The following is a 23,213-nucleotide window of genomic DNA, read 5'->3' on the forward strand; positions in this document are numbered from 1 at the left end:
ACACGCTGCGAATATTCGAGTACTGCGGGTGGGAGCGCTCCCATCCGCTGCTTTCGATGCACGACCGCTGACGCGGCGTCCGGCCCCACGGCGGCGCCGCACGACCATCGAAAGGACCCGGCGTGTCGATACTCTCCCGGCGGCGGACCGTTCCGCTCGCCGTTACCGCGGTGACGGCGCTGACCGCCACCGCCCTCACCGCCGCCGTTCCCGCCCACGCGCAGGACGAGGCACCCGAACAGATCGTCAACGGCACCTTCGACGACGGCCACGAACCCTGGTGGGGCACTCCCAACATCACCCTCGACTCCAGCAGCCAGCAGCTCTGTGCCGACATCCCCGGTGGCACCGTCAACCCGTGGGACGTCATCATCGGCCAGGACAACGTCCCGCTGGTCGCCGGTGAGACGTACGAGTACAAGTTCTTCGCCACCGCCACCCCGAACAAGGTGATCCGGGCGTTGATCCAGCTGCCGGTCGACCCGTGGACCCAGTTCATGGCGGCCAACCCCGAGGTCAGCGTCTCCGGCAACAACTACACGTACACCTTCACCGCCCCGGTGGACCTGCCCAACGCGCAGGTCGCCTTCCAGGTCGGCGGCAGCACCGACCCGTGGCGGCTCTGCCTCGACAACGTCTCGCTGCGCGGCGGGGCGGAACCGGAGGAGTACGTGCCGGACACCGGACCCCGGGTACGGGTCAACCAGGTCGGCTACCTTCCGAAGGGGCCGAAGAACGCCACCCTCGTCGCCGACGCCACCGACCCGCTGCCCTGGAAGCTGTACGACTCAGGCGGCAAGGTCGTCGTCAACGGCAAGACGAAGCCGCACGGGCTGGACGAATCCTCCGGCCAGAATGTCCACTCGATCACGTTCAGCCGCTTCGTCCGGCCCGGCACCGGCTACACCCTGGTCGCCGACGGCGAGACCAGCTACCCGTTCGAGATCGGCACCACCTTCTACACCCAGCTGCGCGCCGACGCGCTGAAGTTCTACTACACCCAGCGCAGCGGCATCGAGATTCGCGACGAGCTGCGGCCCGGCTACGGCCGCCCGGCCGGGCACGTCGGCGTCGCCCCCAACCAGGGTGACCTGGAGGTGCCCTGCCAGCCCGGCGTCTGTGACTACACCCTGGACGTCTCCGGTGGCTGGTACGACGCCGGTGACCACGGCAAGTACGTCGTCAACGGCGGCATCTCCGTCTACCAGCTGATGAACGAGTACGAGCGGAGTCTGCGGGTCGGCCAGGGCAACTCGTGGCTGCAGCGCGACGGCGTGCTGGACCTGCCGGAGAGCGGCAACAACCTGCCGGACATCCTCGACGAGGTTCGCTGGCAGCAGGAGTTCCTGCTGAAGATGCAGGTCCCGGCCGGGCAGCCGCTGGCCGGCATGGCCCACCACAAGATCCACGACGCCGCGTGGACCGGTCTGCCGCTGCTGCCGCACCTGGACGCCCAGCTGCGGGAGCTGCACCCGCCGTCGACCGCAGCCACCCTCAACCTGGCGGCGACCGCCGCCCAGGCGGCGCGGGTCTTCACGCCGTACGATCCGGCCTTCGCCGAGCGCAACCTGCGCGCGGCCCGGACCGCGTGGGCGGCGGCCAAGGCCAACCCCGAGATGTACGCCGACCCGGCCGACGCCATCGGCGGCGGTCCCTACGACGACGTCGACGTCACCGACGAGTTCTACTGGGCGGCGGCCGAGCTGTACCTGACCACCGGTGAGCGGGAGTTCCGCGACTTCGTGCTCGCCTCGCCGCACCACACCGGTGACATCTTCAAGGAGGGTGCGTTCGGCTGGCAGTGGACCGCGCCGCTGGGCCGGATGGCGCTGGCCACGGTGCCGAACAGCCTGCCGGGCTGGTGGCAGGTACGGGCGTCGGTGATCGAGGCGGCGGACCGCTACCTGGCCACGCTCAAGGCCCACCCGTACGGCATCCCGTACACCCCGGTCGGCAACATCTACGACTGGGGTTCGAACAGTGTCATCGTCAACAACGCGATCGTGATCGCCACCGCGTACGACCTGACCGGCAAGGAGAAGTACCGCGACGGGGTGCTGCAGTCGATGGACTACATCTTCGGCCGCAACGCGCTCAACATCTCCTACGTCACCGGCTACGGAACGGTGTCGTCGCAGAACCAGCACTCCCGCTGGTACGCCCGGCAGCTCAACCCTGAGCTGCCGAACCCGCCGCGTGGCACGCTCGCCGGCGGCCCGAACTCGTCGATCCAGGACCCGGTGGCGCAGCGCCTGCTGGCCGGTTGCGCGCCGCAGTTCTGCTACGTCGACGACATCGAGTCCTGGTCCACCAACGAGTTGACCATCAACTGGAACGCGCCGTTGGCCTGGATCGCGGCCTTCATCGTCGACCAGGGTCGCGGCTGATCCACCGTCCGCTGCCCCTTCCCGCCCCTCCCCTCCCATGATCGCGACGATCTTGCGCTTATCGTTGGACGAAACGGACAAAAGTTCTCGATAAGTGCAAGATCGTCGCGTCGCGTCGCGGGGCAAGATCGTCGCGGGGCGGGGCGGGGCGGGGCGGAGTGGGTGGGGGTCAGAACGGGTAGGTGCGGGCGACGGTGACCAGCTCACTGGTGTGCGAGCCGGCGATCCCCACCCCGAGGGGGCGGGGCGTGAAACCGGGCAGGTCCTGGAGGCCGTCGCTGCCGTCGGTGACCCGGATCCGCACCGAACCGTCGCCGGAGCCGGCCTGCAGTACCAGGGCGATCTCCAGCCCTTGCGGCGGCGGGGCGTGGAACACCGTACCGAAGCTCCACAGCCCAGCCTGGTAAGTGCCAGCGGCGGTACCCACCGGCAGGTCCTTCCCGGCGACCCGCGCCGACACCACCGTCGTCGACCCGGCCGCGACGTGCAACGTCACCAGCCGTACCGGGCGCTGCGGCAGCAGCCGCAGCCGCACCGTGCGCTGCCCGTCGGCGTCGACGCCGGTGTCGTCGAGCAGGTCCAGTGCCGGGGCCGGCAGGTCCGCCGCCGGGGCCGGCCCGGCACGCAGCGACTCGCCGCCCAGCAGCGGGAACTCGGCGTCCACCGTGGTGGTCGTGGCGACGTACCCGGCGGTCCAGGGCTGCGGCCGGGTCTCCTCGGTCAACCATCTGGCCTGCCCGGTGTCGGTGTCCAACGCGTACATCAGATGGGTCGGCACCGGATGGTCGGCGTCGAACCGGTCCACCGCCAGGCCGACCCCGACCAGCACCAGCGCCGCCAGCGCGGTGGCGACCGCGGGCACTGGCCCGGCGCGACGGGCCCGGACCGCCGCCAGCCCCCGCTGACCGCCGGCCTGTGGCAGGGCCAGATCCAGCACCGGCAGCGCCGCGAACGCCAGCAGCACCGCGACGAACGCGGCGACCCCGCCCAACCCCAGGCCCAGCGCCGGGAAGAGCAGCACCACCGTGGGCAGCAGGATCAGTACGCCGACCGACGCCCCGGCGGTCACCGCGACCACCGGCCACGCCCCGGTGGGCCGCACCGACAGCGCCACCAGACACCCGGCGGCACCCGCCAACGCCGGCAGCACCGCCAGGTACGACCCGCCGGGGGCGAACCCGGCGAGCAGCAGACCGAGCAACGCCAGCCAGGCCAGGCCGCCGACGGCGAGCGCCGCCGGGCCGACCCGCCGGCGCAGCAGGGCGTACCAGGTGAAGACCACGGCCGCGGTCAGCGCCAGCACCGCCAGCCGGTACGGCACCGGCCGGTACGGGTCGAGCAGGTCGGCGTACTGCGGCCGGAGCCCGACCACGACGGCCCAGAGCGCCTGCCCGGCGGCCGGCGCGGCGACCAGCGGTACGCCGGCCAGCCCGACGCCGGCGGCCAGCTGCGGCCAGCTGGCCCGACCCCGGCGGCGGGTCAGCCAGGCCAGCGCCCCGACGGCCACGGCGGCCAGCACCGCCAACGGCCAGGTCAGCGTGCCCGAGTAGTGCACCAGCCCGGCCGGGGTGGGGAAATAGGTGGCGTCGGTGTCGGCGGCCGGTGCCGACAGGTCGACCGCGCCGAACCCGCGCGCCAGGCCGAGGGTGTTGTCGCCGTGGTGCTGCAGGCTGGCCAGACTCATCGACGCCGCGGTGTCCTGCGGGGTGTGGTAGACCGCCGAGCCGTCGATGTACGCCGAGTTCAGCCCGGCGAATCCGGCGTCGAGGAACGGCGTGAAGTCGGTGTCGTTGGGCAGCGCCCGGTACACCTCGACCGCGAACGACGTACCGACCGGGTGCGGCGCGGCGCGGCCGAAGACGTCGATCAGCGCGGCGTTGCCCCGGGAGGTCTCGAAGGTGACCACCGGGCCGCTGCTGCCCCGCGCCTCCAGGTTGAGCACCACGGCGTCGCGGTCCACGGCGAGCGCGTGCCCGGCGACGAACGCCGACGCGCCGCACAGGCAGGCTTCCTCGGCGTCGGTGAACAGCAGTACGACGTCGTTGCGTGGCCGGTCGCCCTCGATCAGCGCGCGGGCCACCTCGAGCAGCGTGCCGACGCCTGCCCCGTCGTCGTTGCCGCCGGGACTGACCTGCGCCGAGTCGTAGTGGGTGACCAGCAGGACCTGGCCGGTGGGATCGGTACCGGGGATCTGGGCGATCACGTTGCGGACCCGGGCCAGGGTGGCTCCGGCGGCGGCCCCGCTGAGCTGCCCGGCCTCGCCGCCGATGGTCTCCTGCACCTCCGGCACCAGACCCAGCCCGGTCAACGTGTCGACGAGGTGGTCGCGGACGGCGTCGTTGGCGGGGCTGCCGACCGGGTGCGGCTGCCGCGCGACCTGTTCGACGTGCCGGTACGCGCGGGCCGCGCTGAACGCGGTGGCCGGCGCGTCGGCGCCGAGGGGCGTGGGTGGACGCAGGTCGACCAGGGCGCCGGCAGCGACCAGCCCGAGCGCGGCGAACGCGGCGAGCATGGCGGCCGGGCGGCGGCGGGGCCGGGTGAACGCCCGGTACGCGGCGGCGGCGAGGGGTGCGCCCATGTGGCTCTCCTGCTGGAGCGGGGTCGGGTGGACCCATCCTGCCGGACCTGGGCCGGCCGGGTCACCGGCCGACGGTCCGGTGGCCTAGTTTGTGAACATGCCCGCCCTCGCATCCGACGGTCCGACCGACCGCGCCACCAACACGGTGGCTGCGGTTGTGTGTCGGGTCAGGGTGGGAGACGATCGGCGGGTCACTTTCAAGGAGCCGGCCATCGACATTCACCGACCGCGACGCCGGTGCCTGCATGGCGGGCCGGCATGACCGGTTCGTCGGTGGTGCCGCCCCGCTCCCAGCCCTGTGCGCAGACCGGTGAGTCGACCGACGGGCTGACGCCCCTGCCGCCGACGCGGCGGCTGCGGGTGCTGCTGGTCGAGGACGACGAAGGCGACGCCTTCCTCGTCGGCGAGCTGCTGGCCGAGGCGCAGGCGGCGGTCGATCTGGTGGTGGCGAACAGCCTCAACCAGGCGCGGGAACGTATCGCCGGGGTCGACTGCGTACTGCTCGATCTGGGGCTGCCGGACGCGCAGGGGCTGGACGGCCTGCGTCGGGTGCTGGGCGTGGCCGGTCGGGCGGCGGTCTGCGTCCTGACCGGCCGTCAGGACGAGCACCTCGGGGTGGACGCCGTCGCCGAAGGCGCCCAGGACTACCTGGTCAAGGGCCAGGTCGACGGGGTGCTGCTGAGCCGGGCACTGCGGTACGCGGTGGAACGCAAGCGGGCCGACGAGAACGCCCGCCGGCTGCGGGAGGTGGAGCTGCGGCAGGCCGAGTCGGCCCGGCTGGAGCGGGGTCTGCTGCCGCAGCCGCTGATGGAGACCGACGAGATCTCGGTGCACACGTTCTACCGGCCGGGCCGGCACGCGGCACTGATCGGCGGCGATTTCTTCGACGTGGTGCAGACCTCGCCGGAGCGGGTCGACCTGATCGTCGGTGACGTCTGCGGGCACGGCGCCGACGAGGCGGCGCTCGGCGTCGAGCTGCGGGTCGCCTGGCGGGCGCTGGTGCTGGCCGGGGTGGCCGACGACGCCGTACTGCCGGCGTTGGAGCAGGTGCTGATGAGCGAACGCCGGCTCCGGGAGATCTTCGCCACGGTGGCTGCGGTCCGGCTGGATCTGCAGGCGAACCGGGCCACGGTACGGTTGGCGGGACATCCACCTCCGCTGCTGTTCAGCGGCGGCCAGGTCCGGCCGGTGCCCGCGCCGGGGGGCCTGCTGCTCGGTGTCCGACCCCGCCCACCCCGCGCTTTCGATGTGGAGTTCGACACCGATGAGTGGTCCCTGTTGATGTACACCGACGGTCTGATCGAGGGGCGCCTCGGCGACTCCAACGAGCGCCTCGACGTCGCCGGTCTGCAGCGGCTGGTGGCCGAGCCGGCGGCCCGCGCGGTGCCGTTGCCGGCGTTGCCGGGCTGGCTGGTCGGCCGGGCCGAGGAGATCAACGGTGGTCCGCTCGCCGACGACGTCGCGATGCTGCTGGTCAGCCGGGGCGGCGGCCGATGAGCGCGGTCATGCAGGCCAGCCGGCTGACCCTGCGGGCCCGGGTGGTGCTGCTCTGTGCGGTCGTCGGCGGTCTGCTCGCCGCGCTGGCCGCGGGCGCGGCGGTGGTCGCCAACGCCAACCGCGACCACATCGACACCATCCTGAGCGAGATCGGCCCACTCCGCACCGACGCGGAGAGTCTGCTCACCACGCTGGTCGACCAGGAGACCGGGGTACGCGGCTATGCCGTCTCCGGGGACCCGGCGGATCTCGCCCCCTACCGGGCCGGGGTGGAGCAGGAGCGGCAGCTGATCGGTCACATGGTGGCGCTGATCGATCCGGACGATCCGCTGCGGCCGCAGATCGACGAGGTGGCGATCGCCGCACAGCGGTGGCGCGACACCGTCGCCGAACCGGTGATCGCCGCCGTGGCCGCCGAGGGGACGGCGGCCGCCCAGGCGCTGCTGACCGACGCGGCCCGGCAGCAGTTCGACGGGCTGCGCGCCGACGTCGACCAGTTGCAGGCGGACATCCTGGTGGTGCGCAACCAGGTCGCCGGCGACGCCCGGAGCACCAGCGGCACCCTGGTGGTCCTGCTGATCGTCGCGGCGCTCGTCGTGGTGGCGGCCGGGATCGTCCTGATGGTGTCGTTGAACCGCCTGGTCATCGGCCCGGTCACCGGGCTGGCCGCCCAGGTGCGGCAGGTGGCCAACGGCGAGTACGAACGCGACATCGCCGGGGTCGGGCCGCCGGAGCTGGCGGCGCTGGCCAGCGACGTGGACGGGATGCGCCGCAAGATCGCCGCCGATCTGGACGAGGTGCGCGACGCCCGGGAACGCGTCGAATGGGTCAACAGCCAGCTGCAGAAGCAGGCGGAGGAGCTGGTGCGCTCCAACCGTGACCTGGAGCAGTTCGCCTACGTGGCCTCGCACGACCTGCAGGAGCCGCTGCGCAAGGTGGCCAGCTTCTGTCAGCTGCTGCAGCGCCGGTACGCCGGCCAGCTCGACGCCCGCGCCGACCAGTACATCGGGTTCGCGGTGGACGGGGCGCAGCGGATGCAGCGGCTGATCAACGACCTGCTGGCGTTCTCCCGGATCGGCCGGCTGACCAGCGGGTTCACCGATGTCGACCTGAACAAGGTGATGACCGACGTGGCCAGCCAGACCGAGTCGACCCGCGAGTACGTCGGCGGCGAGCTGACCTGGTCGGACCTGCCGGTGGTCTCCGGTGAGGAGCCGTTGCTGACGAACCTGCTGGTCAACCTGGTCAGCAACTCGTTCAAGTTCCGCCAGCCGGAGATCGCCCCGAAGGTGGAGGTCTCCGCCCGCCAGATCGACGGCGAGTGGGAGATCACCTGCCGGGACAACGGCATCGGGATCGAAGCAGAGTTCGCCGACAAGATCTTCGTGATCTTCCAGCGGCTGCACTCGAAGGACGCCTACCCGGGCACCGGGATCGGGTTGGCGATCGGCAAGAAGATCGTCGAGTACCACGGCGGCCGGATCTGGGTCGACACCCAGGTCGAGCAGGGTACGGCGATCAGTTTTACTCTTCCGGTGACCCCACGCCAGGCCGAGGCGGCGGAAAACGACGGTGCACCGGCCGCTGCCACGCAGGCGGCGGTGTGATGATGGAGGCGGCAATGACCGAACCGGACGGCAAGAGCCCGATCGAGGTGCTGCTCGTCGAGGACGACCCGGGCGACGTGTTGATGACCCAGGAGGCGTTCGAGGAGCACAAGGTCCGTAACCGGCTCAACGTCGTGTCCGACGGAGCCGAGGCCCTGGCGTACCTGCGCCGGGAAGGTAAGTACGCCGACGCGGTGGTGCCCGACCTGATCCTGCTCGACCTGAACCTGCCCCGCCGGGACGGCCGGGAGGTGCTGGAGGAGATCAAGAAGGACGACGAGCTGGGCCGGATCCCGGTGGTGGTGCTGACCACGTCGCAGGCCGACGAGGACATTCTGCGCTCCTACCAGCTGCACGCCAACGCGTACGTGACCAAGCCGGTGGACTTCGAGCGGTTCATCGCGGTGATCCGCCAGATCGACGAGTTCTTCGTCAGCGTGGTGAAGCTGCCACCGCGTGGCTGACGCATGATCGACGAGGTAGGGAAGCTGCTGCGGGACGCGGCGGAGCAGGCGGTGCTGCCCTGGTTCCGCCGGTTGTCCGCGGAGCACATCGACGAGAAGGGCCCCGGTGACCTGGTGACCGTCGCCGACCGGCGGTCCGAGGAGATCATCACCGCCGGGCTGCTGCGGCTGGCCCCGGATTCGGTCGTGGTCGGCGAGGAAGCGGTCTCGGCCGACGCCGACCTGCTGCACCGGCTGCGCGACGCCGGCCGGGTCTGGCTGGTGGACCCGATCGACGGTACGGCGAACTTCGCCGCCGGCCGTCGACCGTTCGTGATGATGGTGGCGCTGCTCGACGCCGGCCAGCCGGTGGCGAGCTGGATCTACGATCCGGTCGCCGACTCGTTGGCGGTGGCGCGCCGGGGTGCCGGCAGCGCGGTGGACGGCGTACCGCTGGGTGTCGGGGGAAACGGCGCGGCACCGCCGCTGCGGACCTTGCGTGGCGCGGTGCCGTTGAAGTATCTGCCGGACCGGGTCCGGGTCACCGTGCAGGCCGGCGGGGGCCAGGTGGGTGCGGTGCTGCCGGGGCAGCACTGCGCGGGTCGGGAGCACTGGGACATCGCCGCCGGTACGCAGGACTTCGCCCTGTTCTGGCGGACCTTGCCGTGGGACCACGTGCCGGGGACGCTGCTGGTCGAGGAGTCGGGTGGGGTGGCGCGGCGCCTCGACGGCGGACCGTACGACTTCACCGACGACCGGGCCGGTCTGTTGGTGGCCCGGTCGGAGGCGGCCTGGCAGGAGCTGCAGCGGGCGCTGCTGGGCTGACGCCGGCACTGCGCCGTCAGCGCGGGCTGGTGCCGGCGTGGGCGAGGGCGCTGGCCGAGCGCCGTCCGACGATCGCCGGTGCCTCGTGTACGAGGGAGTCGTCGGTCAGCGCCGCCACCATGAACAGGGCGAAGTCGGTCCGCCGGGTCAGGTTGCTGGCGAGGACCGGGTCACCGACGTGCCGGCTCCACACGGGTAGCCCCTGGCTTTCGCCCTCTTCGAGGTCGCTGCCGCGCACGACCGTCCACCGGCGGTCGCTGGCGAAGATCCGCCGGCACGCCTCCACCTGGTCGTCGACCTCGACGGCCCGGATCGCGCGGGCCAGCCAGGTGACGAGCCGTACGGTGGCCCGGAACCGCCACGAGTAGCGGTCCTGCCCGTCGCGGCTGACGTGCCAGCCGCACGAGAAGACCAGCCGGGCGTCGGGTTCGCTGTGATCGAGTACGGCCTGCGCGGTGCCGGACGAGTACTGCTGCACACCCCAGGGGGCGAGCACGGTCAGGACCGCGTCGCAGCCGGCGACCGCCGTACGGATCGCGGCCCGGTCGTTGGTGGGTGCCGGCACGATGGTGATCCGGTCCGCGACGGCGGCGAGTTTCGGGACGCTGCGTTCGCGGCACACGCCGACGACCTCGTAGCCGCGGTCCAGGCAGTGCTGCACCAGGTACTGGCCGAGTTTGCCCGAGGCACCGACGACGCAGACGCGCCGGATCCGTTTGTTGCTCATGATCAGCCTTCCGGTTCGTGTCGGGGTTAACCTTACGCTGTAAGGCAGCGTAGGCTTACGACGTAAGGCAGTCAAGGGTGGTGGGAGGTGACCGGCGGTGACGGAGCGGTCCGGTGTCCGGCGTGCCCGGGCCGAACGGGCGTCGCTGACCCGCGACCGGGTGATCGCGGCCGCAGTGGCGCTGGCCGACGAGAAGGGCGCGGCCGGGGTCACCATGCGGGCGGTCGCCGCCCGGCTCGGCGTCGAGGCCATGTCGCTCTACCACCACGTGTCCGGCCGGGACGGCATCCTCGACGGCATGGTCGACGCGGTGTTCGCCGAGATCGGTACTCCGCCGACGGCGGTGCCCTGGCGGGCAGCCCTGCGGGACCGGGCGGTGGCGGTGCGTGCGGCGCTGTGGCGGCACCCGTGGGCGGTCGGCCTGCTGGACTCCCGTGCCGCACCCGGCCCGGCGACCCTGCGCCACCACGACGCGGTTCTCGGCTGCCTGCGGACCGGTGGCTTCTCCGTCCAGATGGCGGTGCACGCCATGTCGGTGCTCGACAGCTACCTGTACGGCTTCGTGCTCCAGGAGCGGAGCCTGCCCTTCGCTGACGCCGCCGACGCCGGTGTGGTCGCCGGCGGGATCCTGCAGGGCCTGCCGGCGGGCAGCCACCCGTACCTCGCCGAGGTGGTGGCGGAGCAGCTTCGTGTCGCCGGCTACGACCACACCGCCGAGTTCGAGTTCGGCCTCGACCTCATCCTCGACGCGCTGGGTCCGGACGAGCAGGAAACCGGTGGTCGGGTAGGCGGGGCGGTCTAGGGCTGGTCCAGCGCCTTCTCCCGGTCGGCGACGGTGCCGGACCCGGCGACGTCCGCCGCCGGCGGGGCGCCGTTGGTGTCGTCGGCCGCCGGCGGGGCGCCGTTGGTGTCGTCCGCCGCCGGCTGCCAGTCGACGGTCAGACCGTCCCGGGCACCGAGGCGCTCCAGATGGTCCCCGACCAGGTATTCGACGCGGGCAAGGCTGATGGTGTCGACCGCGTCGGCGGTCAGCGCCAGGCTGTCGTCGACGACCGTCAGCCGACAGGTGCCGAAGGTGAAGTCGATTTCCGCGGTATCGGCCGATTCCGTCACCGGGATCGCGACGGCGAAGTGTGCGCAGAGCTGCGTCAGGTGGTTGCGTGCCGCAAGGCTCCGCACGTGGGCCTCGGATCGTGGCACCGGGTCGTTCCTCACCGTTGATAATAAGGTTAGGCTATCTTAAATAGCGGCCAGAAAAGGCGAGACGTCGGGACGGACGGTGTCCATTCGACTACGACACTGCGACGCGACGCGCCGAGAGACCCGGTGTCACAATTTTCTGTGACTGGTTCACTGCGGCACGTAATTGTGCGGAGTTTGCTGCGCGCCATCTGCACGATGTGGTAATGCGCGAGCGCCCCGCGTGCACCGGACCCGGCGGCGAAATCCGGTAAGCTACGCGCGGTTTCGATATGCCCCACCGGCGAGTGACCCAGGAGGACCGGACTGTGGTCGGCACGACTACAGCACAACGGCGCCGCAGCGCGTTGGCATCGATCGTCACGCTGATCACCGCATTCGCACTCCTGTTCGGTGCGTCGGCGGCGAACGCCGCGCCCAACGCGCCGGACGAAGGTGACGACAAGAGCCTGCGGGAAGTCCTGGAGGCCGCCTCCAAAGGCCACATCGAGGCCAAGGCCAAGCTCGACAACTCGAAGAAGCGTCAGGGCGAGCTGGCCGCCCAGTACGACGCCCTCCAGCAGCAACTAGTCGCCCTCACCGACGAGGTGGGGACGATGGCTGCCGAGTCGTACCGGCTGGGCCGATTGACCTCGGTCACCATGCTGCTCAACAGCGCCTCCCCGGAGAACATGCTGGAGCGTGCGGCCGGCCTCGAAGTGATGGCCCAACGCGAAGGCCGCAACCTGCGGGCCCTCAACGAAGCCCACGAACAGGCCGCCCGAGCCAAGGCCGCCATCGACAACGAGGTCCGCGAGCAGGAGAAACAAGTCGCCATCATGGCGCGCAAGAAACAGGACGCCCAGCGCGCCCTGGCTGCTGTCGGCAGCCAGGCAAGCGGCGGTTTCATCAGCACCACCTCGGCCGCCGCGCAGCCGGCCCCCCGAAACTCCAACGGCTCCTGGCCCTCGGAGTCCTGCAACGTCGACGACCCGACCACCTCCGGGTGCATCACCCCGCGCACCCTGCACGCCATGAACCAGGCAAAGGCGGCCGGCTTCACCCGCTACGTCTCCTGCTTCCGCAGCGGTGGCAGCGGCGAGCACCCGAAGGGTCGGGCCTGCGACTTCTCCGCCGAAGCCGGCGGCTTCAAGGACCGGGACGCGACCGGCGACAACCGTACGTACGGCAACAACCTCGCCGCGTACTACGTCAACAACGCCGATCGGCTCGGCGTGCTGTACGTCATCTGGTACCGGCAGATCTGGATGCCCGGCAACGGGTGGAGCTCGTACAACGGCGGTGGCAGCCCGGCCGGCGACCATACCAACCACGTGCATCTGTCGATGCTCTGAACCAATCCACGTGCATCTGTCGATGCTCTGAACCAATCCACGTGCATCTGTCGATGCTCTGAACCAATCCACGTGCATCTGTCGATGCTCTGAACCAATCCACGTGCATCTGTCGATGCTCTGAACCAAATCCCCGTGCATCTGTCGATGCTCCGACGCGCTGACTGGTGACTGCTGACCGCCGGCCCGGCGGGTCGGGACCTGCGTACGATCGCAGGTGATGGAATCGCCACCGCCGCAGCGCGCCGACGCGCCGCCACCGCCATTACGCCCCGGACTCGCCGCCGCACTGGTCTTCGTCTCCAGCGGAGCCGTGCTCGTGCTGGAGATCGTCGCGTTGCGGCTGGTCGGCCCGTACGTCGGGGTCACCCTGCAGACCAACAGTGCGGTCATCGGCGTCGCGCTGGCCGCGATCGCGTACGGCACCTGGGCCGGCGGCCGCATCGCCGACCGCCGCGACCCGCGACCGCTGCTGCCGGCCGCACTCGTCCTGGCGGCGATCACCACCGCGGTCACCCTGCCGCTGGTGCGCTACGCCGGCGAACTGCTGCGGGGCAGCGCGATCGTCGGCATCCTGCTGCTCACCATGGTCGCCGTGGTGCTGCCTGCGGCGCTGCTGTCGGCGGTCACCCCGCTGGTGATCAAGCTGCAGCTGGGTGACCTGAGCCGCACCGGCGAGGTCGTCGGCAAACTGTCCAGCATCGGTACGCTCGGTGCGATCACCGCCACCCTCGGCACCGGCTTCTTCCTCGTCGCGACCCTGCCCAGCAGTGTGATCATGATCGGGTTGGCGGTGCTGCTCGGTGTCGGCGGCGTGGCCCTCGGCGTACACCTGCATCGGAGCCGGCCGCCCGCGACGGGCGGTGACCTGCCGGCGGGCGACGCGCCACCGGCCGCCGGCGGTCCGCTGTCCGCCTCGACCCGGGCGACGCTCGCCGTGATCGGGCTCACCGTCGCCGGCCTGGCCGTCGTCGCGCCGGACCCGTGCGACGTGGAGACCGAGTACCACTGCGCGACCGTGCAGGCCGACCCGGACCGCGACGGCGGCCGGCTGCTGCTGCTCAACTCGGCCCGGCACTCGTACGTGGACCTTGACGACCCCACCCACCTGGAGTTCGCCTACACCAAGTGGATCGGAGCGGTCACCGACGTCGTCGCGCCGCCCGGCGAGCCGCTCGACGCCCTGCACATCGGCGGCGGCGGGTTCACCATGCCCCGCTACCTCACCGCCACCCGGCCGGGCACCCGCAACACCGTGTACGAGATCGACGGTGGTCTGGTCGACCTGGGTGTCCGGGAGCTCGACGTGCGGCCCGGCCCGGACCTGACCGTCGCGGTCGGAGACGCCCGGGTGCTGGTCACCGACCTGCCCGGCGACAGCGTCGACCTGGTGGTCGGCGACGCGTTCGGGCACCTGGTGGTGCCGTGGCACCTGGCCACCCGGGAGATGGCGGCGCAGGTCCGTCGGGTGCTGCGCCCGGACGGCATCTACGCGCAGAACGTGATCGACTATCCGCCGCTGCGGTTCATCCAGGCCGAGGTGGCGACTGTGGCCGCCGAGTTCCCCGAGGTGGCGCTGGTCACCCGGCCGGACGGGTTGACGCTGCCGACCGGGAGCAACTTCGTGATCCTCGCGGCGGACCGGCCGTTGCCGCTGGACGAGATCGAGGCCAGGCTGACCGCTACGGTGGGAACTGAGTATTTGCTCCTGACCGGTGACGATCTGACTGGTTTCGTGGGCGATGCCCTGCCGTTGACCGACGACTACGCCCCGGTCGATCAACTGCTGGTTGCCCCCTGACCAGGTGTAGGCCGGCGCAGATCGGGCATCTTGCGAACCATGGGTGGGGTGGCGAACGATCGCGGGCAACTGCTCGGCGACCGGTACCGGCTGATCGAACGGCTCGGCGCCGGCGGCACGTCGGTGGTGTGGCGCGGTTACGACGAGATTCTCGACCGCCAGGTGGCGGTCAAGGTACTGGCTCCCCAGTATGCCCCTGATCAGGCATTCCGCACCCGGATCCGGGTCGAGGCCCAGGCCGCCGCCCGGCTGTGCCACCCGCACATCACCAACGTCTACGACTACGGTGAGGCGCGGCGCGACGACGCCACCCTGCCGTACGTCGTGATGGAACTCGTCGACGGCGAGTCGCTGGCCGACCGGCTGCGCCGCGACCACGTCCTGCCCTGGCGGGTGGCGGTGGCCGTCTGCGCCGAGGTCGCGTCGGCGCTGGCCGCCGCGCACGCCACCGGCGTGGTGCACCGCGACGTCACCCCGGCGAACGTGATGCTGACCAGCACCGGAGCGAAAGTCGTCGACTTCGGCATCTCCGCGTTGACCGGGGAGAGCGACGTCGGCCCGGACGGCAACCTGCTCGGCACCCCGGCGTACCTGGCTCCGGAGCGGCTCAACGGCGGGCAGGTCTCGCCGGCCACCGACGTGTACGCGGTCGGGCTGCTGCTCTACCGGTCGCTCACCGGCCGGCTGCCCTGGCCGGCGGCGAACGTCACCGAGATGCTGCGGGCGCACCTGCACACCGCGCCGGATCCGATGCCGCCGGTCGCCGGGCTGCCGGCGGAGGTGATCGGGCTGACCGTACGGTGCCTGGCGAAACGCCCGGCGGACCGGCCCACCAGCGAGGAGGTGGCGAAGACCCTGGCCGCCGCCGTCGGGGTGGCGGCAGGCCGGTCGTCGTCGACCATGGCGCTGCCGGTCCAGGCGCCGGGTGTCGACGCAGCCGACGCCGATGCCGGCCCTGGTGCCGGCCCCGATGCCGGGACCGACGGGCTCCCGCCGCTGGTCGACGTCACCTGCGGACTGGAGGTCACCGGTCTCGACCTGTCGGCGACCGACGCCTACCTGTCGACGACCGGTGCCGACCCGGCAAGGACCGACGGCGACCTGGTGGTGACCGGAGCAGTCGGCCGCGCGGCGTCGGGCCCGGTCGCCCTTTCGGCATCGGGCCCGGTCGCCGCCGCAGGACCCGCCCCGGCACCCGCCCCGGGATCCGCTGCCGCCACCGGGCCGGCGGGCGGCGCCGGCCGGCGCCGCAGACTACGTACCTCCTGGGTTCAGCGCCGGGCCGAAGCCGTCGTGATCGGCATCGGGCTGATGATGGTGAGCGCCCTGGTCTGGGCCGGTGCCGGCGCGACGCCCGCCACCGACCGGGCCAGGGAGGCCCTCGCCGCGCCACCCCGGTTGGGGCTCGCCGCCCAGACTCCGACACTGGCCGCCCAGTCGCCGGCGCCCTGCCAGGTCGACTACGCGGTGCACGCCGACGACGGTCGGCGCTTCGTCGCCGTCGCGACCGTCACCAACACCGGGTCGGCGGCCCTGACCGACTGGTCGGTGCGGTTCGCCTTCCCCGGCACCCAGCGGCTCACCGCCGTGGCCTCGGCCCAGTGGCACCAGCAGGGTCCGGACGTCGTGCTGCGACCGGTCAGCGACGGCGCGCCGCTGGCTGCCGGGGCGTCGACGGCGGTACGGCTGACCGGCGACTACCACGGCGTCAACACGCTGCCGTTGGAGTTCCACCTCGACGAACAGCACTGCGGCGTGACGGTCGCCGCGATCGCCGGGCAGTCGGCAGGTGCGCCCGATCTGCTGCACGCCGCCGTCGACACCCCGACCGACTGAATCCCGACCGCCTGACTCCCGCGCGGCGGCTCAGGTGGCGGCGGCTCAGGTGGCGGCGGCTCAGGTGGCGGCGGCGAAACGCTGCACCTGTTCGGTGGTGCCGGAAACGATGAGCAGCGCACCTTCGCGCAACTCCGTCTCCCCGTCGGCGTAGCTGAACCGTTCGCCGGGCATCTTGACCCCGATCACGGTCACCCCGTACCGGGAACGGATGCCGGCGTCGGCGAGACGGCGACCCACCGTGTCGGTCGGCAGCCGGGTCTCGGCGATCGAGAATCCGTCGTCGAACTCGATGAAGTCGAGCATCTTGCTGGTGATCAGGTGCGCGACCCGGTCGCCCATGGCGGCCTCCGGATAGATCACCTGACTGGCGCCGACCGACCGCAGGATCTTGCCATGCTTGCCGGAGACCGCCTTGGCCCACACGTCGGTGACGCCGATCTCGGCGAGGCTGAGCACGGTCAGCACGCTCGCTTCGACGTCCGAACCGATGCCGACCACCACCCGTTGGAAGTCGCGCAGCCCGAGTTGCCGCAGCGTCTCGGTGTCGGTCGAGTCGGCCTGGACCACGTACGTCAACCGGTCCGCCCACCGTTGCACGATGGACTGGTTGGTGTCCACGCCGAGCACCTCGAAGCCCAACCGGAGCATCGAATCGGCGACCTGGCCGCCGAACCGGCCGAGCCCGATGATGACGACGGTCCTGGCGGACCTGGTTGCGGTGCGGTCAGCCAACGATGGGTCGCTCCTCTGGATAGTGGAATCGTTTCCGTCTGGTGTTCAACGCGATCGCCGAACCCAACGTGACGCTGCCGATCCGGCCGACGAACATCAGTACGGCGAGCAGCACCTGGGCGGTCGCCGGCAGCTCACCGGTGATCCCGGTGGACAGGCCGGCGGTGCCGAACGCCGAGGTCACCTCGTACAGTGCCTGGTCGGCGCCGACGCCGTCGGTCAGGCCGATCAGCGCCAGGGTGCCGGCACCGACCAGGGCGACGCCGATCAGCGCCACGGTGAGGGCCTGCCGCTGGCTCGCCGACGCGATCCGGCGCTGCCCGATCACCACGTCGTGTTCACCGCGCAGCTCGGACCAGATCACGAATGCGAGCAGGAAGAACGTGGTCACCTTGATGCCGCCGGCGGTGCTGGCGCTACCGCCGCCGATGAACATCATGCCGATGGAGACCAGGGTCGTCTCCTGGTTGAGCGCGCCGACGTCGACGGTGTTGAAGCCGCCGGAGCGGGTCATCACGTCCTGGAAGAGCGCGGCCAGCACCTTGCCGGGCAGGTCCAACGGCCCCAGGGTGCGCGGGTTGGCCCATTCGAACGTCAACATCGCGACGAAGCCGACGCCGATCAGTGACAGGGTGCCCCAGACGGTCAGCCGGGTGTGCACCGACCAGCGTCGGGGCCGGCGGCGTTCCCGGACCAGCTCGAACAGGGCGGGGAAGCCGAGGCCACCGATCACCACGGCGACGATCAGCGGTACGCAGATCCACCAGTCGCTGACGAACTGGACCAGCCCGTCGGAGTAGAGCGCGAACCCGCCGTTGTTGAACGCCTGGACCGCGTGGAACAGCCCGTACCAGAGGGCACGGCCGGGCGGGTAGTCGTAGTGCAGCCACAGCCGGGCCGCCAGGAGCACGGTGACGGTCGCCTCGACCGCCAGCATGGTGAGCGCGATCCGCAGCAGCACCTGCCGGACGTCGGACAGGCCGAGGCTGCTCGTCTCCGCCTGCGCGGTGAGCCGGCTGCGCAGCCCGAGCCGCCGGGAGACCAGCAGGCCGAGCAGGGTGGCCATCGACATGATGCCGAAGCCCCCGGCCTGGGTGAGCACGGTGATCAGGACCAGGCCGAACGGAGTCCAGTAGGTCGAGGTGTCGGTGACCGCCAGCCCGGTCACACAGACCGCCGAGGTGGCGGTGAACAGGGCCGTGACGAACGGTGCCGGATCGGGTCCCTGCCGGCTGGCCGGCAGCATCATCAGTACGGTGCCGACGACTATCGCCCCGAGGAACGCGATCGGCACGATCCGGGCGGGGTTTCGCAGCGGCCGGCGCATCAGAGTTGTCATACCACCGCGAACCTGGATCTTTCAGTCAGTTGCCCCGCATTCATCCGCCGGCCAGCCCACGCTCCGCCGGCCGTCGCGTTCCGGACGCCCGAGCGTCGCCCGCCCCGGCTTCACTGATCCCGACCGATGTCCCGTTGGGACTGATCCCGACTGATGTCCCGTCGGGACCGATCCCGACTGATGCCCCTGCGGGACTGATCCCGACTGATGCCCTGACGGACTCCATCCCGCTCATCTGAAGGAGACGGTGTTGTCGCGTACCCTGCCGGTCATGATGCTCGCCGGCACCCTGCTGGCCGCCATGGCGATCCCGTCCGCTGTAAGTGCCACCGGCACCACCGGCATGACCGCAGCCACCGACGCCGCTGGTGCCGCGTCGCGCCACGGGTCGAAAGCCGAGCCGAAGCCGCTGGTCATCGCCCACCGGGGGGCCAGCGGCTATCGCCCCGAGCACACCCTGGAGGCGTACCGGCTGGCCATCCGCCAGGGCGCCGACTACATCGAACCCGACCTGGTGCCGACCGCCGACGGCGTGCTGGTCGCCCGGCACGAGAACGAGATCTCCGGCACCACCGACGTGGCGACCCGGCCCGAGTTCGCCGACCGGCGGACCACCAAGACCATCGACGGGGTTAGCGTCACCGGCTGGTTCACCGAGGACTTCACCCTCGCCGAGCTGCGTACCCTGCGGGCCGTCGAACGACTGCCGCAGGTCCGGCCGACCAACACGGCCTTCGACGGCCAGTTCCTGGTGCCGACCCTGCAGGAGGTCATCGACCTGGCCCGCAGCGAGAGCCGGCGACTGGGTCGGACCATCGGCATCTATCCGGAGACCAAGCACCCGACCTACTTCCGGTCGATCGGGCTGCCGCTGGAGGAGCCGCTGGTCGCCACCCTGCGACGCAACAAGTTGACCAGCCGGTCCGACGCCGTGTTCATCCAGTCGTTCGAGACGGCCAACCTGCGGGCACTCGACACGATGATCGACGTACGGCTGGTGCAGCTGCTCAACTCGACCGGCCGCCCGTACGACTTCACCGTCGCCGGTGACCGACGTACCTACGCCGACCTGGCCACCCCGGAAGGGCTGCGCTGGATCGCCGGCTACGCCGACGGGATCGGCCCCAACAAGGACCTGATCGTCCCGCGGGACGCCACCGGTGCGCTGCGCCCGCCGTCCACGCTGATCCGCGACGCCCACCGGGTACGGCTGGTCGTGCACGCCTGGACGTTCCGGGCCGAGAACCAGTTCCTGGCGGCCGACCACCGCATCGGCACCGACCCGGCCGCGCGCGGCGACATCACCAGCGAGTACGAACTCTTCTTCGGCCTCGGGCTGGACGGGCTCTTCGCCGACCACCCGGACACCGCCGTGGCCGCCCGTACCGCCATGCCATGACCCGGCTGGTCCCGACGATCTTGCGGTTATCGCGAAGATTTGTCCGACTCGTCCAACGATAACTGCAAGATCGTCGTGATCATGGGCGGCGTGGGCGGGCGGGACCGGCGGGCCTTGCTACCGTCGGCGGCATGAGCGTCACCGTGGACCGGGAAGCGTTGCGTGAGCGTGCCGAACAGGTGCTGCAGCGCCTCGCCGGGCCGGGCGCGCGGCTGCGCGACGACCAGTGGCGGGCGATCGAAGCGCTGGTCGTCGACCGGCGGCGGGTGCTCTGTGTGCAGCGCACCGGCTGGGGAAAGTCGGCGGTCTACTTCGTCGCCACCGCCCTGCTGCGCACGGGTGCCGCAGGCACCGCCAGCCCGGCCGCCGACGACCCGGCCCCGGCCGGGTCGTCGGCGGCCGGGGCCGGTCCGACGGTGATCGTCTCGCCGCTGCTGGCGTTGATGCGCAACCAGGTGGCGGCGGCTGAGCGGGCCGGGATCCAGGCGCGCACGATCAACTCCGCGAACCTGGAGGAGTGGGACACGATCAGCGCGGAGATCCGTGACAGCGCCGTCGACGTGCTGCTGATCAGCCCGGAACGGCTGAACAACCCGGACTTCCGGGACAACGTCCTGCCCAGCCTGGCCGCCACCACCGGGCTGCTGGTCATCGACGAGGCGCACTGCGTGTCGGACTGGGGGCACGACTTCCGCCCCGACTACCGGCGGATCCGTACCTTCCTGCACGACCTGCGCCCCGGTACGCCGGTGCTGGCCACCACGGCCACCGCCAACACCCGGGTCACCGACGACGTCGCCGAGCAACTCGACGCCACCAGCAGCGCCACCAGCGCCACCAACAATGCCGCCACCAGCAATGCCACCGCAGGCAGCGACGGCGGTGATGGCGGGGCCGGGACGCTCGCGGACACGCTGGTGCTGCGCGGCCCGCTGGACCGCCAGTCGCTGCGGCTGGCCGTGCTGGACCTGCCCGGTGCCGCGCACCGGCTCGGCTGGCTCGCCGAGCACCTCGACACGCTGCCCGGCTCCGGCATCGTTTACACCCTCACCGTGGCGGCCGCCGCCGAGACCGCCGAGTTCCTGCGCTCGCGTGGTTACGCCGTCGCCGCGTACAGCGGTCAGTCCGACGACGCGCAGCGCCGCGCCGCCGAGCAGGACCTGCTGGACAACAAGATCAAGGCGTTGGTGGCGACCTCCGCGCTCGGTATGGGCTTCGACAAGCCGGACCTCGGCTTCGTGGTGCACCTGGGCGCTCCGCCGTCGCCGATCGCCTACTACCAGCAGGTGGGCCGGGCCGGCCGGGCGCTCGACGGCGACCGGTACGCCGACGTGGTGCTGCTGCCCGGTCCCGAGGACCAGGCGATCTGGCGGTACTTCGCCTCCCTCGCCTTTCCCCGTGAGGAGCAGGTGCGGTCGGTGCTGGCCGCTCTGGAGCAGGCCGGCCGACCGCTGTCCACCCAGGCCCTGGAGCCGCTGGTCGACCTGCGGCGGACCCGGCTGGAGCTGATGCTCAAGGTGCTCGACGTCGACGGCGCGGTCCGCCGGGTCCGCGGCGGCTGGGTCGCCACCGGGCAGCCATGGCACTACGACGCCGCCCGGCTGGAGCGGGTCGCGCAGGCGCGCGCCGCCGAGCAGCAGATCATGCGCCAGTACGCCGTACCGGCCGCCGAGACCGTGGCCGGCCGGCCGGACTGCCGGATGGAGTTCCTCCGGCACTGCCTCGACGACCCGCAGGCGCAGCCGTGCGGGCGCTGTGACCGCTGCGCCGGTGGGTGGCTACCGACCGAGGTGAGCCCGGAGGCGTTGCGTGCCGCCGAGACGTTCCTCGGCCGGGCCGGGGTCGAGATCGCCCCGAAGAAGCTCTGGCCGACCGGGCTGGAGGCGGTCGGCGTACCGCTGCGGGGCCGGATCGGCCCCGACGAGCAGGCACTGCCTGGCCGGGCCGTGGGCCGGCTGTCCGACCTGGGCTGGGGTTCCCGGCTGCGGGACCTGCTCGGGCCGGGCCGGCCGGACGCGGCGCTGCCGCCGGACGTCGCCGCCGGGGTGATCGACGTGTTGCGGGACTGGGCGCGGGGCAGCCAGCCGTGGCCGGCCCGGCCGGTGGGGATCGTGGCGGTGGCGTCGCGGACCCGCCCGCAGTTGGTGGCCAGCACCGCCGGGCGGATCGCCGAGGTGGGCCGGTTGCCGCTGCTCGGCGCGGTCGAACCGGGCTGGGCGCAGCCGCCGTCGGCTGCCGGCCGGGGCAACAGTGCGCAGCGGGTCCGTACCCTGCATGACGCCTTCACCGCGCCGCCGGAGCTGGCCGCGGCGCTGTCCGGGCTGACCGGCCCGGTGCTGTTGGTGGACGACCTGGTCGATTCCGGGTGGACGATGACGGTGGTGGCGCGGCTGCTGCGGCAGGCCGGCGCCCCGGCGGTGCTGCCGCTGGCGCTGGCGACGACCAACTGACCCGGCCGGGGACCGGCCACCACGAACCGACCCCGCCGGGCGATCACCCGGCGGGGTCGGTGTGCGGCGGTGTGGTCGGTCAGCCGGGCCGGCCGTAGCCCCGGATCGGCATGTAGTCGATCCGGTCGACCCGGACGACCTCGCCGTGCCGAGGCGAGTGGATCATCTGCCCGGCACCGATGTAGATCCCGACGTGCTGGATGTTGCTGTAGAAGAAGACCAGGTCGCCGGGGCGGAGCTGGTCGCGGCCGACCCGGGGGATCGCGCCGAACTGGCGGCGGGCGTTGTGCGGCAACCGTACCCCGGCCTTCGCCCAGGCAGCCGAGGTCAACCCGGAGCAGTCGTACGAGTTCGGCCCGGCCGACCCCCACCGGTACGGCTTGCCGAGCTGGGCGTGCGCGAACGCCACCGCCGCCGCTGCCGCCCCGGTGGCGGCGGCGGGCAGCCGGGTGTGCGCCGGGCTGCGGCTGGCCGCTGACGCGCCCGAGCGGTTGAGCAGGGCCTGCTGGCGGTTGCGCAGCTCGGTGAGGTGCCGGATGTCGTTCTCGATCTGCTGGCGTTTCGCCGCCAGCTGCTGCTCCTGCAGTTGCTGCTGCTCGACCAGGGTGGTCGCGGCGCGGCGGGCCGATTCGCTGCGGTCGCGCACGTCGCGCAGGCCGGCGATGCTCCGCTCGTGGTCACGGTTGATCACGTCGGCCATCAGCAGCTGGTCGACGAAGTGTTCCGCCGAGGCGGTGGAGAGCAACGTGACGACCGGCCGGCTGCCGTTGACCCGGTAGGTGCTGGCGAGCAGCTGGCCGACCTGGTCGTGGCGGTCCGCGAGTTGCTGGTCCAGTTCGACGATGGTGGCACGGAGCCGGTCGAGCCGCTCCTGGTTGGCGTGCAGCACCACCCTGGTTTCGTTGTACTGCTCGACCACCGTCTCCAACTGGTGGGCCGCCTGGTCGATCCGCCGGTCCAGTTCGGCAAGCGAAGCCTGCGCCTGCGCCTGGGCCGGCAGCAGCGTGGCGGTTACAGCGGTGACGAGGGCGGCTGCCCTTACTGCCAAGCTATTA

Annotated in this window: 17 protein-coding genes; 11 read left to right on the forward strand and 6 right to left on the reverse strand. The window is 71.6% G+C overall.

The genetic code is table 11. The features are described from left to right. Window positions 1-122 precede the first annotated feature (122 nt). On the forward strand, window positions 123-2,387 hold the full coding sequence (locus O7608_RS07275) for a glycoside hydrolase family 9 protein (RefSeq protein ID WP_502959182.1): 2,265 nt from the start codon (window positions 123-125) through the stop codon (window positions 2,385-2,387). A gap of 169 nt (window positions 2,388-2,556) precedes the next feature. Here O7608_RS07275 and O7608_RS07280 read toward each other — a convergent pair whose 3' ends face one another. Then, a complete protein-coding gene (locus O7608_RS07280) occupies window positions 2,557-4,965 on the reverse strand; it encodes a M28 family peptidase (RefSeq protein ID WP_289209234.1) in 2,409 nt (802 codons plus the stop codon). Window positions 4,966-5,223: 258 nt separating this feature from the next. Between O7608_RS07280 and O7608_RS07285 the strand changes: the two genes are divergently transcribed. The 4 genes from O7608_RS07285 to O7608_RS07300 are packed head-to-tail and all read left to right on the forward strand — an operon-like array spanning window position 5,224 to window position 9,337. Next, window positions 5,224-6,462, forward strand: a complete 1,239-nt coding sequence (locus tag O7608_RS07285; protein WP_289209235.1) for a PP2C family protein-serine/threonine phosphatase — start codon at window positions 5,224-5,226, stop codon at window positions 6,460-6,462. Next, window positions 6,459-8,069: a sensor histidine kinase gene (locus tag O7608_RS07290; protein ID WP_289209236.1), complete on the forward strand. Its 1,611-nt coding sequence runs from the start codon at window positions 6,459-6,461 to the stop codon at window positions 8,067-8,069. The genes O7608_RS07285 and O7608_RS07290 overlap by 4 nt, the downstream gene beginning before the upstream one ends. A gap of 14 nt (window positions 8,070-8,083) precedes the next feature. Further along, on the forward strand, window positions 8,084-8,533 hold the full coding sequence (locus O7608_RS07295; RefSeq protein ID WP_289209237.1) for a response regulator: 450 nt from the start codon (window positions 8,084-8,086) through the stop codon (window positions 8,531-8,533). Between the two features lie 3 nt (window positions 8,534-8,536). Continuing rightward, on the forward strand, window positions 8,537-9,337 hold the full coding sequence (locus O7608_RS07300) for an inositol monophosphatase family protein (protein WP_289209238.1): 801 nt from the start codon (window positions 8,537-8,539) through the stop codon (window positions 9,335-9,337). Between the two features lie 16 nt (window positions 9,338-9,353). Here O7608_RS07300 and O7608_RS07305 read toward each other — a convergent pair whose 3' ends face one another. Further along, entirely contained in the window at window positions 9,354-10,064 is a 711-nt protein-coding gene (locus tag O7608_RS07305; RefSeq protein WP_289209239.1) for an NAD(P)-dependent oxidoreductase, read from the reverse strand. Window positions 10,065-10,161: 97 nt separating this feature from the next. On the opposite strand from O7608_RS07305, the gene O7608_RS07310 reads away from it, so the two are divergent. Next, window positions 10,162-10,866: a TetR/AcrR family transcriptional regulator gene (locus tag O7608_RS07310; protein ID WP_289209240.1), complete on the forward strand. Its 705-nt coding sequence runs from the start codon at window positions 10,162-10,164 to the stop codon at window positions 10,864-10,866. Here O7608_RS07310 and O7608_RS07315 read toward each other — a convergent pair. After that, complete coding sequence (locus O7608_RS07315) at window positions 10,863-11,264, reverse strand: DUF2218 domain-containing protein (RefSeq protein ID WP_289209241.1); 402 nt, start codon at window positions 11,262-11,264, stop codon at window positions 10,863-10,865. The genes O7608_RS07310 and O7608_RS07315 overlap by 4 nt on opposite strands. Window positions 11,265-11,536: 272 nt before the next feature. Here O7608_RS07315 and O7608_RS07320 point away from each other — a divergent pair, with 272 nt between their 5' ends. The 3 genes from O7608_RS07320 (at window position 11,537) to O7608_RS07330 (ending at window position 16,235) form a co-directional block, all read left to right on the forward strand. Then, complete coding sequence (locus O7608_RS07320) at window positions 11,537-12,598, forward strand: coiled-coil domain-containing protein (RefSeq protein ID WP_502959183.1); 1,062 nt, start codon at window positions 11,537-11,539, stop codon at window positions 12,596-12,598. Window positions 12,599-12,818: 220 nt separating this feature from the next. Continuing rightward, entirely contained in the window at window positions 12,819-14,399 is a 1,581-nt protein-coding gene (locus tag O7608_RS07325; protein WP_289209243.1) for a fused MFS/spermidine synthase, read from the forward strand. A 39-nt stretch (window positions 14,400-14,438) separates the two neighbouring features. Further along, window positions 14,439-16,235 (forward strand): protein kinase domain-containing protein, encoded by a 1,797-nt coding sequence (locus tag O7608_RS07330; RefSeq protein ID WP_502959184.1) that lies wholly within the window; start codon window positions 14,439-14,441, stop codon window positions 16,233-16,235. A 60-nt stretch (window positions 16,236-16,295) separates the two neighbouring features. Here the strand turns inward: O7608_RS07330 and O7608_RS07335 are convergent, their stop codons facing one another. Continuing rightward, a complete protein-coding gene (locus tag O7608_RS07335; protein WP_289209245.1) occupies window positions 16,296-16,970 on the reverse strand; it encodes a potassium channel family protein in 675 nt (224 codons plus the stop codon). Next, a complete protein-coding gene (locus O7608_RS07340; protein WP_289210816.1) occupies window positions 16,963-18,297 on the reverse strand; it encodes a TrkH family potassium uptake protein in 1,335 nt (444 codons plus the stop codon). The genes O7608_RS07335 and O7608_RS07340 overlap by 8 nt, the downstream gene beginning before the upstream one ends. A gap of 262 nt (window positions 18,298-18,559) precedes the next feature. Between O7608_RS07340 and O7608_RS07345 the strand changes: the two genes are divergently transcribed. Continuing rightward, a complete protein-coding gene (locus tag O7608_RS07345) occupies window positions 18,560-19,708 on the forward strand; it encodes a glycerophosphodiester phosphodiesterase (RefSeq protein WP_289209246.1) in 1,149 nt (382 codons plus the stop codon). A gap of 131 nt (window positions 19,709-19,839) precedes the next feature. Then, window positions 19,840-22,158 carry a DEAD/DEAH box helicase gene (locus tag O7608_RS07350; protein ID WP_289209247.1) on the forward strand — a complete coding sequence of 773 codons (2,319 nt, stop codon included), beginning with the start codon at window positions 19,840-19,842 and terminating at the stop codon, window positions 22,156-22,158. A gap of 79 nt (window positions 22,159-22,237) precedes the next feature. Here O7608_RS07350 and O7608_RS07355 read toward each other — a convergent pair whose 3' ends face one another. Next, a complete protein-coding gene (locus tag O7608_RS07355; protein WP_289209248.1) occupies window positions 22,238-23,206 on the reverse strand; it encodes a C40 family peptidase in 969 nt (322 codons plus the stop codon). Window positions 23,207-23,213 lie beyond the last annotated feature (7 nt).

The sequence above is a fragment of the Solwaraspora sp. WMMA2056 genome, assembly GCF_030345095.1.
Lineage (GTDB): Bacteria > Actinomycetota > Actinomycetes > Mycobacteriales > Micromonosporaceae > Micromonospora_E.

Bases quoted from the DNA above. Each gene is read 5' to 3' on its own strand.
- O7608_RS07280 (WP_289209234.1), bottom strand. From the start codon at position 4,965: ATGGGCGCACCCCTCGCCGCCGCCGCGTACCGGGCGTTCACCCGGCCC.
- O7608_RS07325 (WP_289209243.1), top strand. From the start codon at position 12,819: ATGGAATCGCCACCGCCGCAGCGCGCCGACGCGCCGCCACCGCCATTA.
- O7608_RS07350 (WP_289209247.1), top strand. From the start codon at position 19,840: ATGAGCGTCACCGTGGACCGGGAAGCGTTGCGTGAGCGTGCCGAACAG.
- O7608_RS07295 (WP_289209237.1), top strand. From the start codon at position 8,084: ATGACCGAACCGGACGGCAAGAGCCCGATCGAGGTGCTGCTCGTCGAG.
- O7608_RS07340 (WP_289210816.1), bottom strand. From the start codon at position 18,297: ATGCGCCGGCCGCTGCGAAACCCCGCCCGGATCGTGCCGATCGCGTTC.
- O7608_RS07300 (WP_289209238.1), top strand. From the start codon at position 8,537: ATGATCGACGAGGTAGGGAAGCTGCTGCGGGACGCGGCGGAGCAGGCG.
- O7608_RS07320 (WP_502959183.1), top strand. From the start codon at position 11,537: ATGCCCCACCGGCGAGTGACCCAGGAGGACCGGACTGTGGTCGGCACG.
- O7608_RS07285 (WP_289209235.1), top strand. From the start codon at position 5,224: ATGACCGGTTCGTCGGTGGTGCCGCCCCGCTCCCAGCCCTGTGCGCAG.
- O7608_RS07290 (WP_289209236.1), top strand. From the start codon at position 6,459: ATGAGCGCGGTCATGCAGGCCAGCCGGCTGACCCTGCGGGCCCGGGTG.
- O7608_RS07305 (WP_289209239.1), bottom strand. From the start codon at position 10,064: ATGAGCAACAAACGGATCCGGCGCGTCTGCGTCGTCGGTGCCTCGGGC.
- O7608_RS07330 (WP_502959184.1), top strand. From the start codon at position 14,439: ATGGGTGGGGTGGCGAACGATCGCGGGCAACTGCTCGGCGACCGGTAC.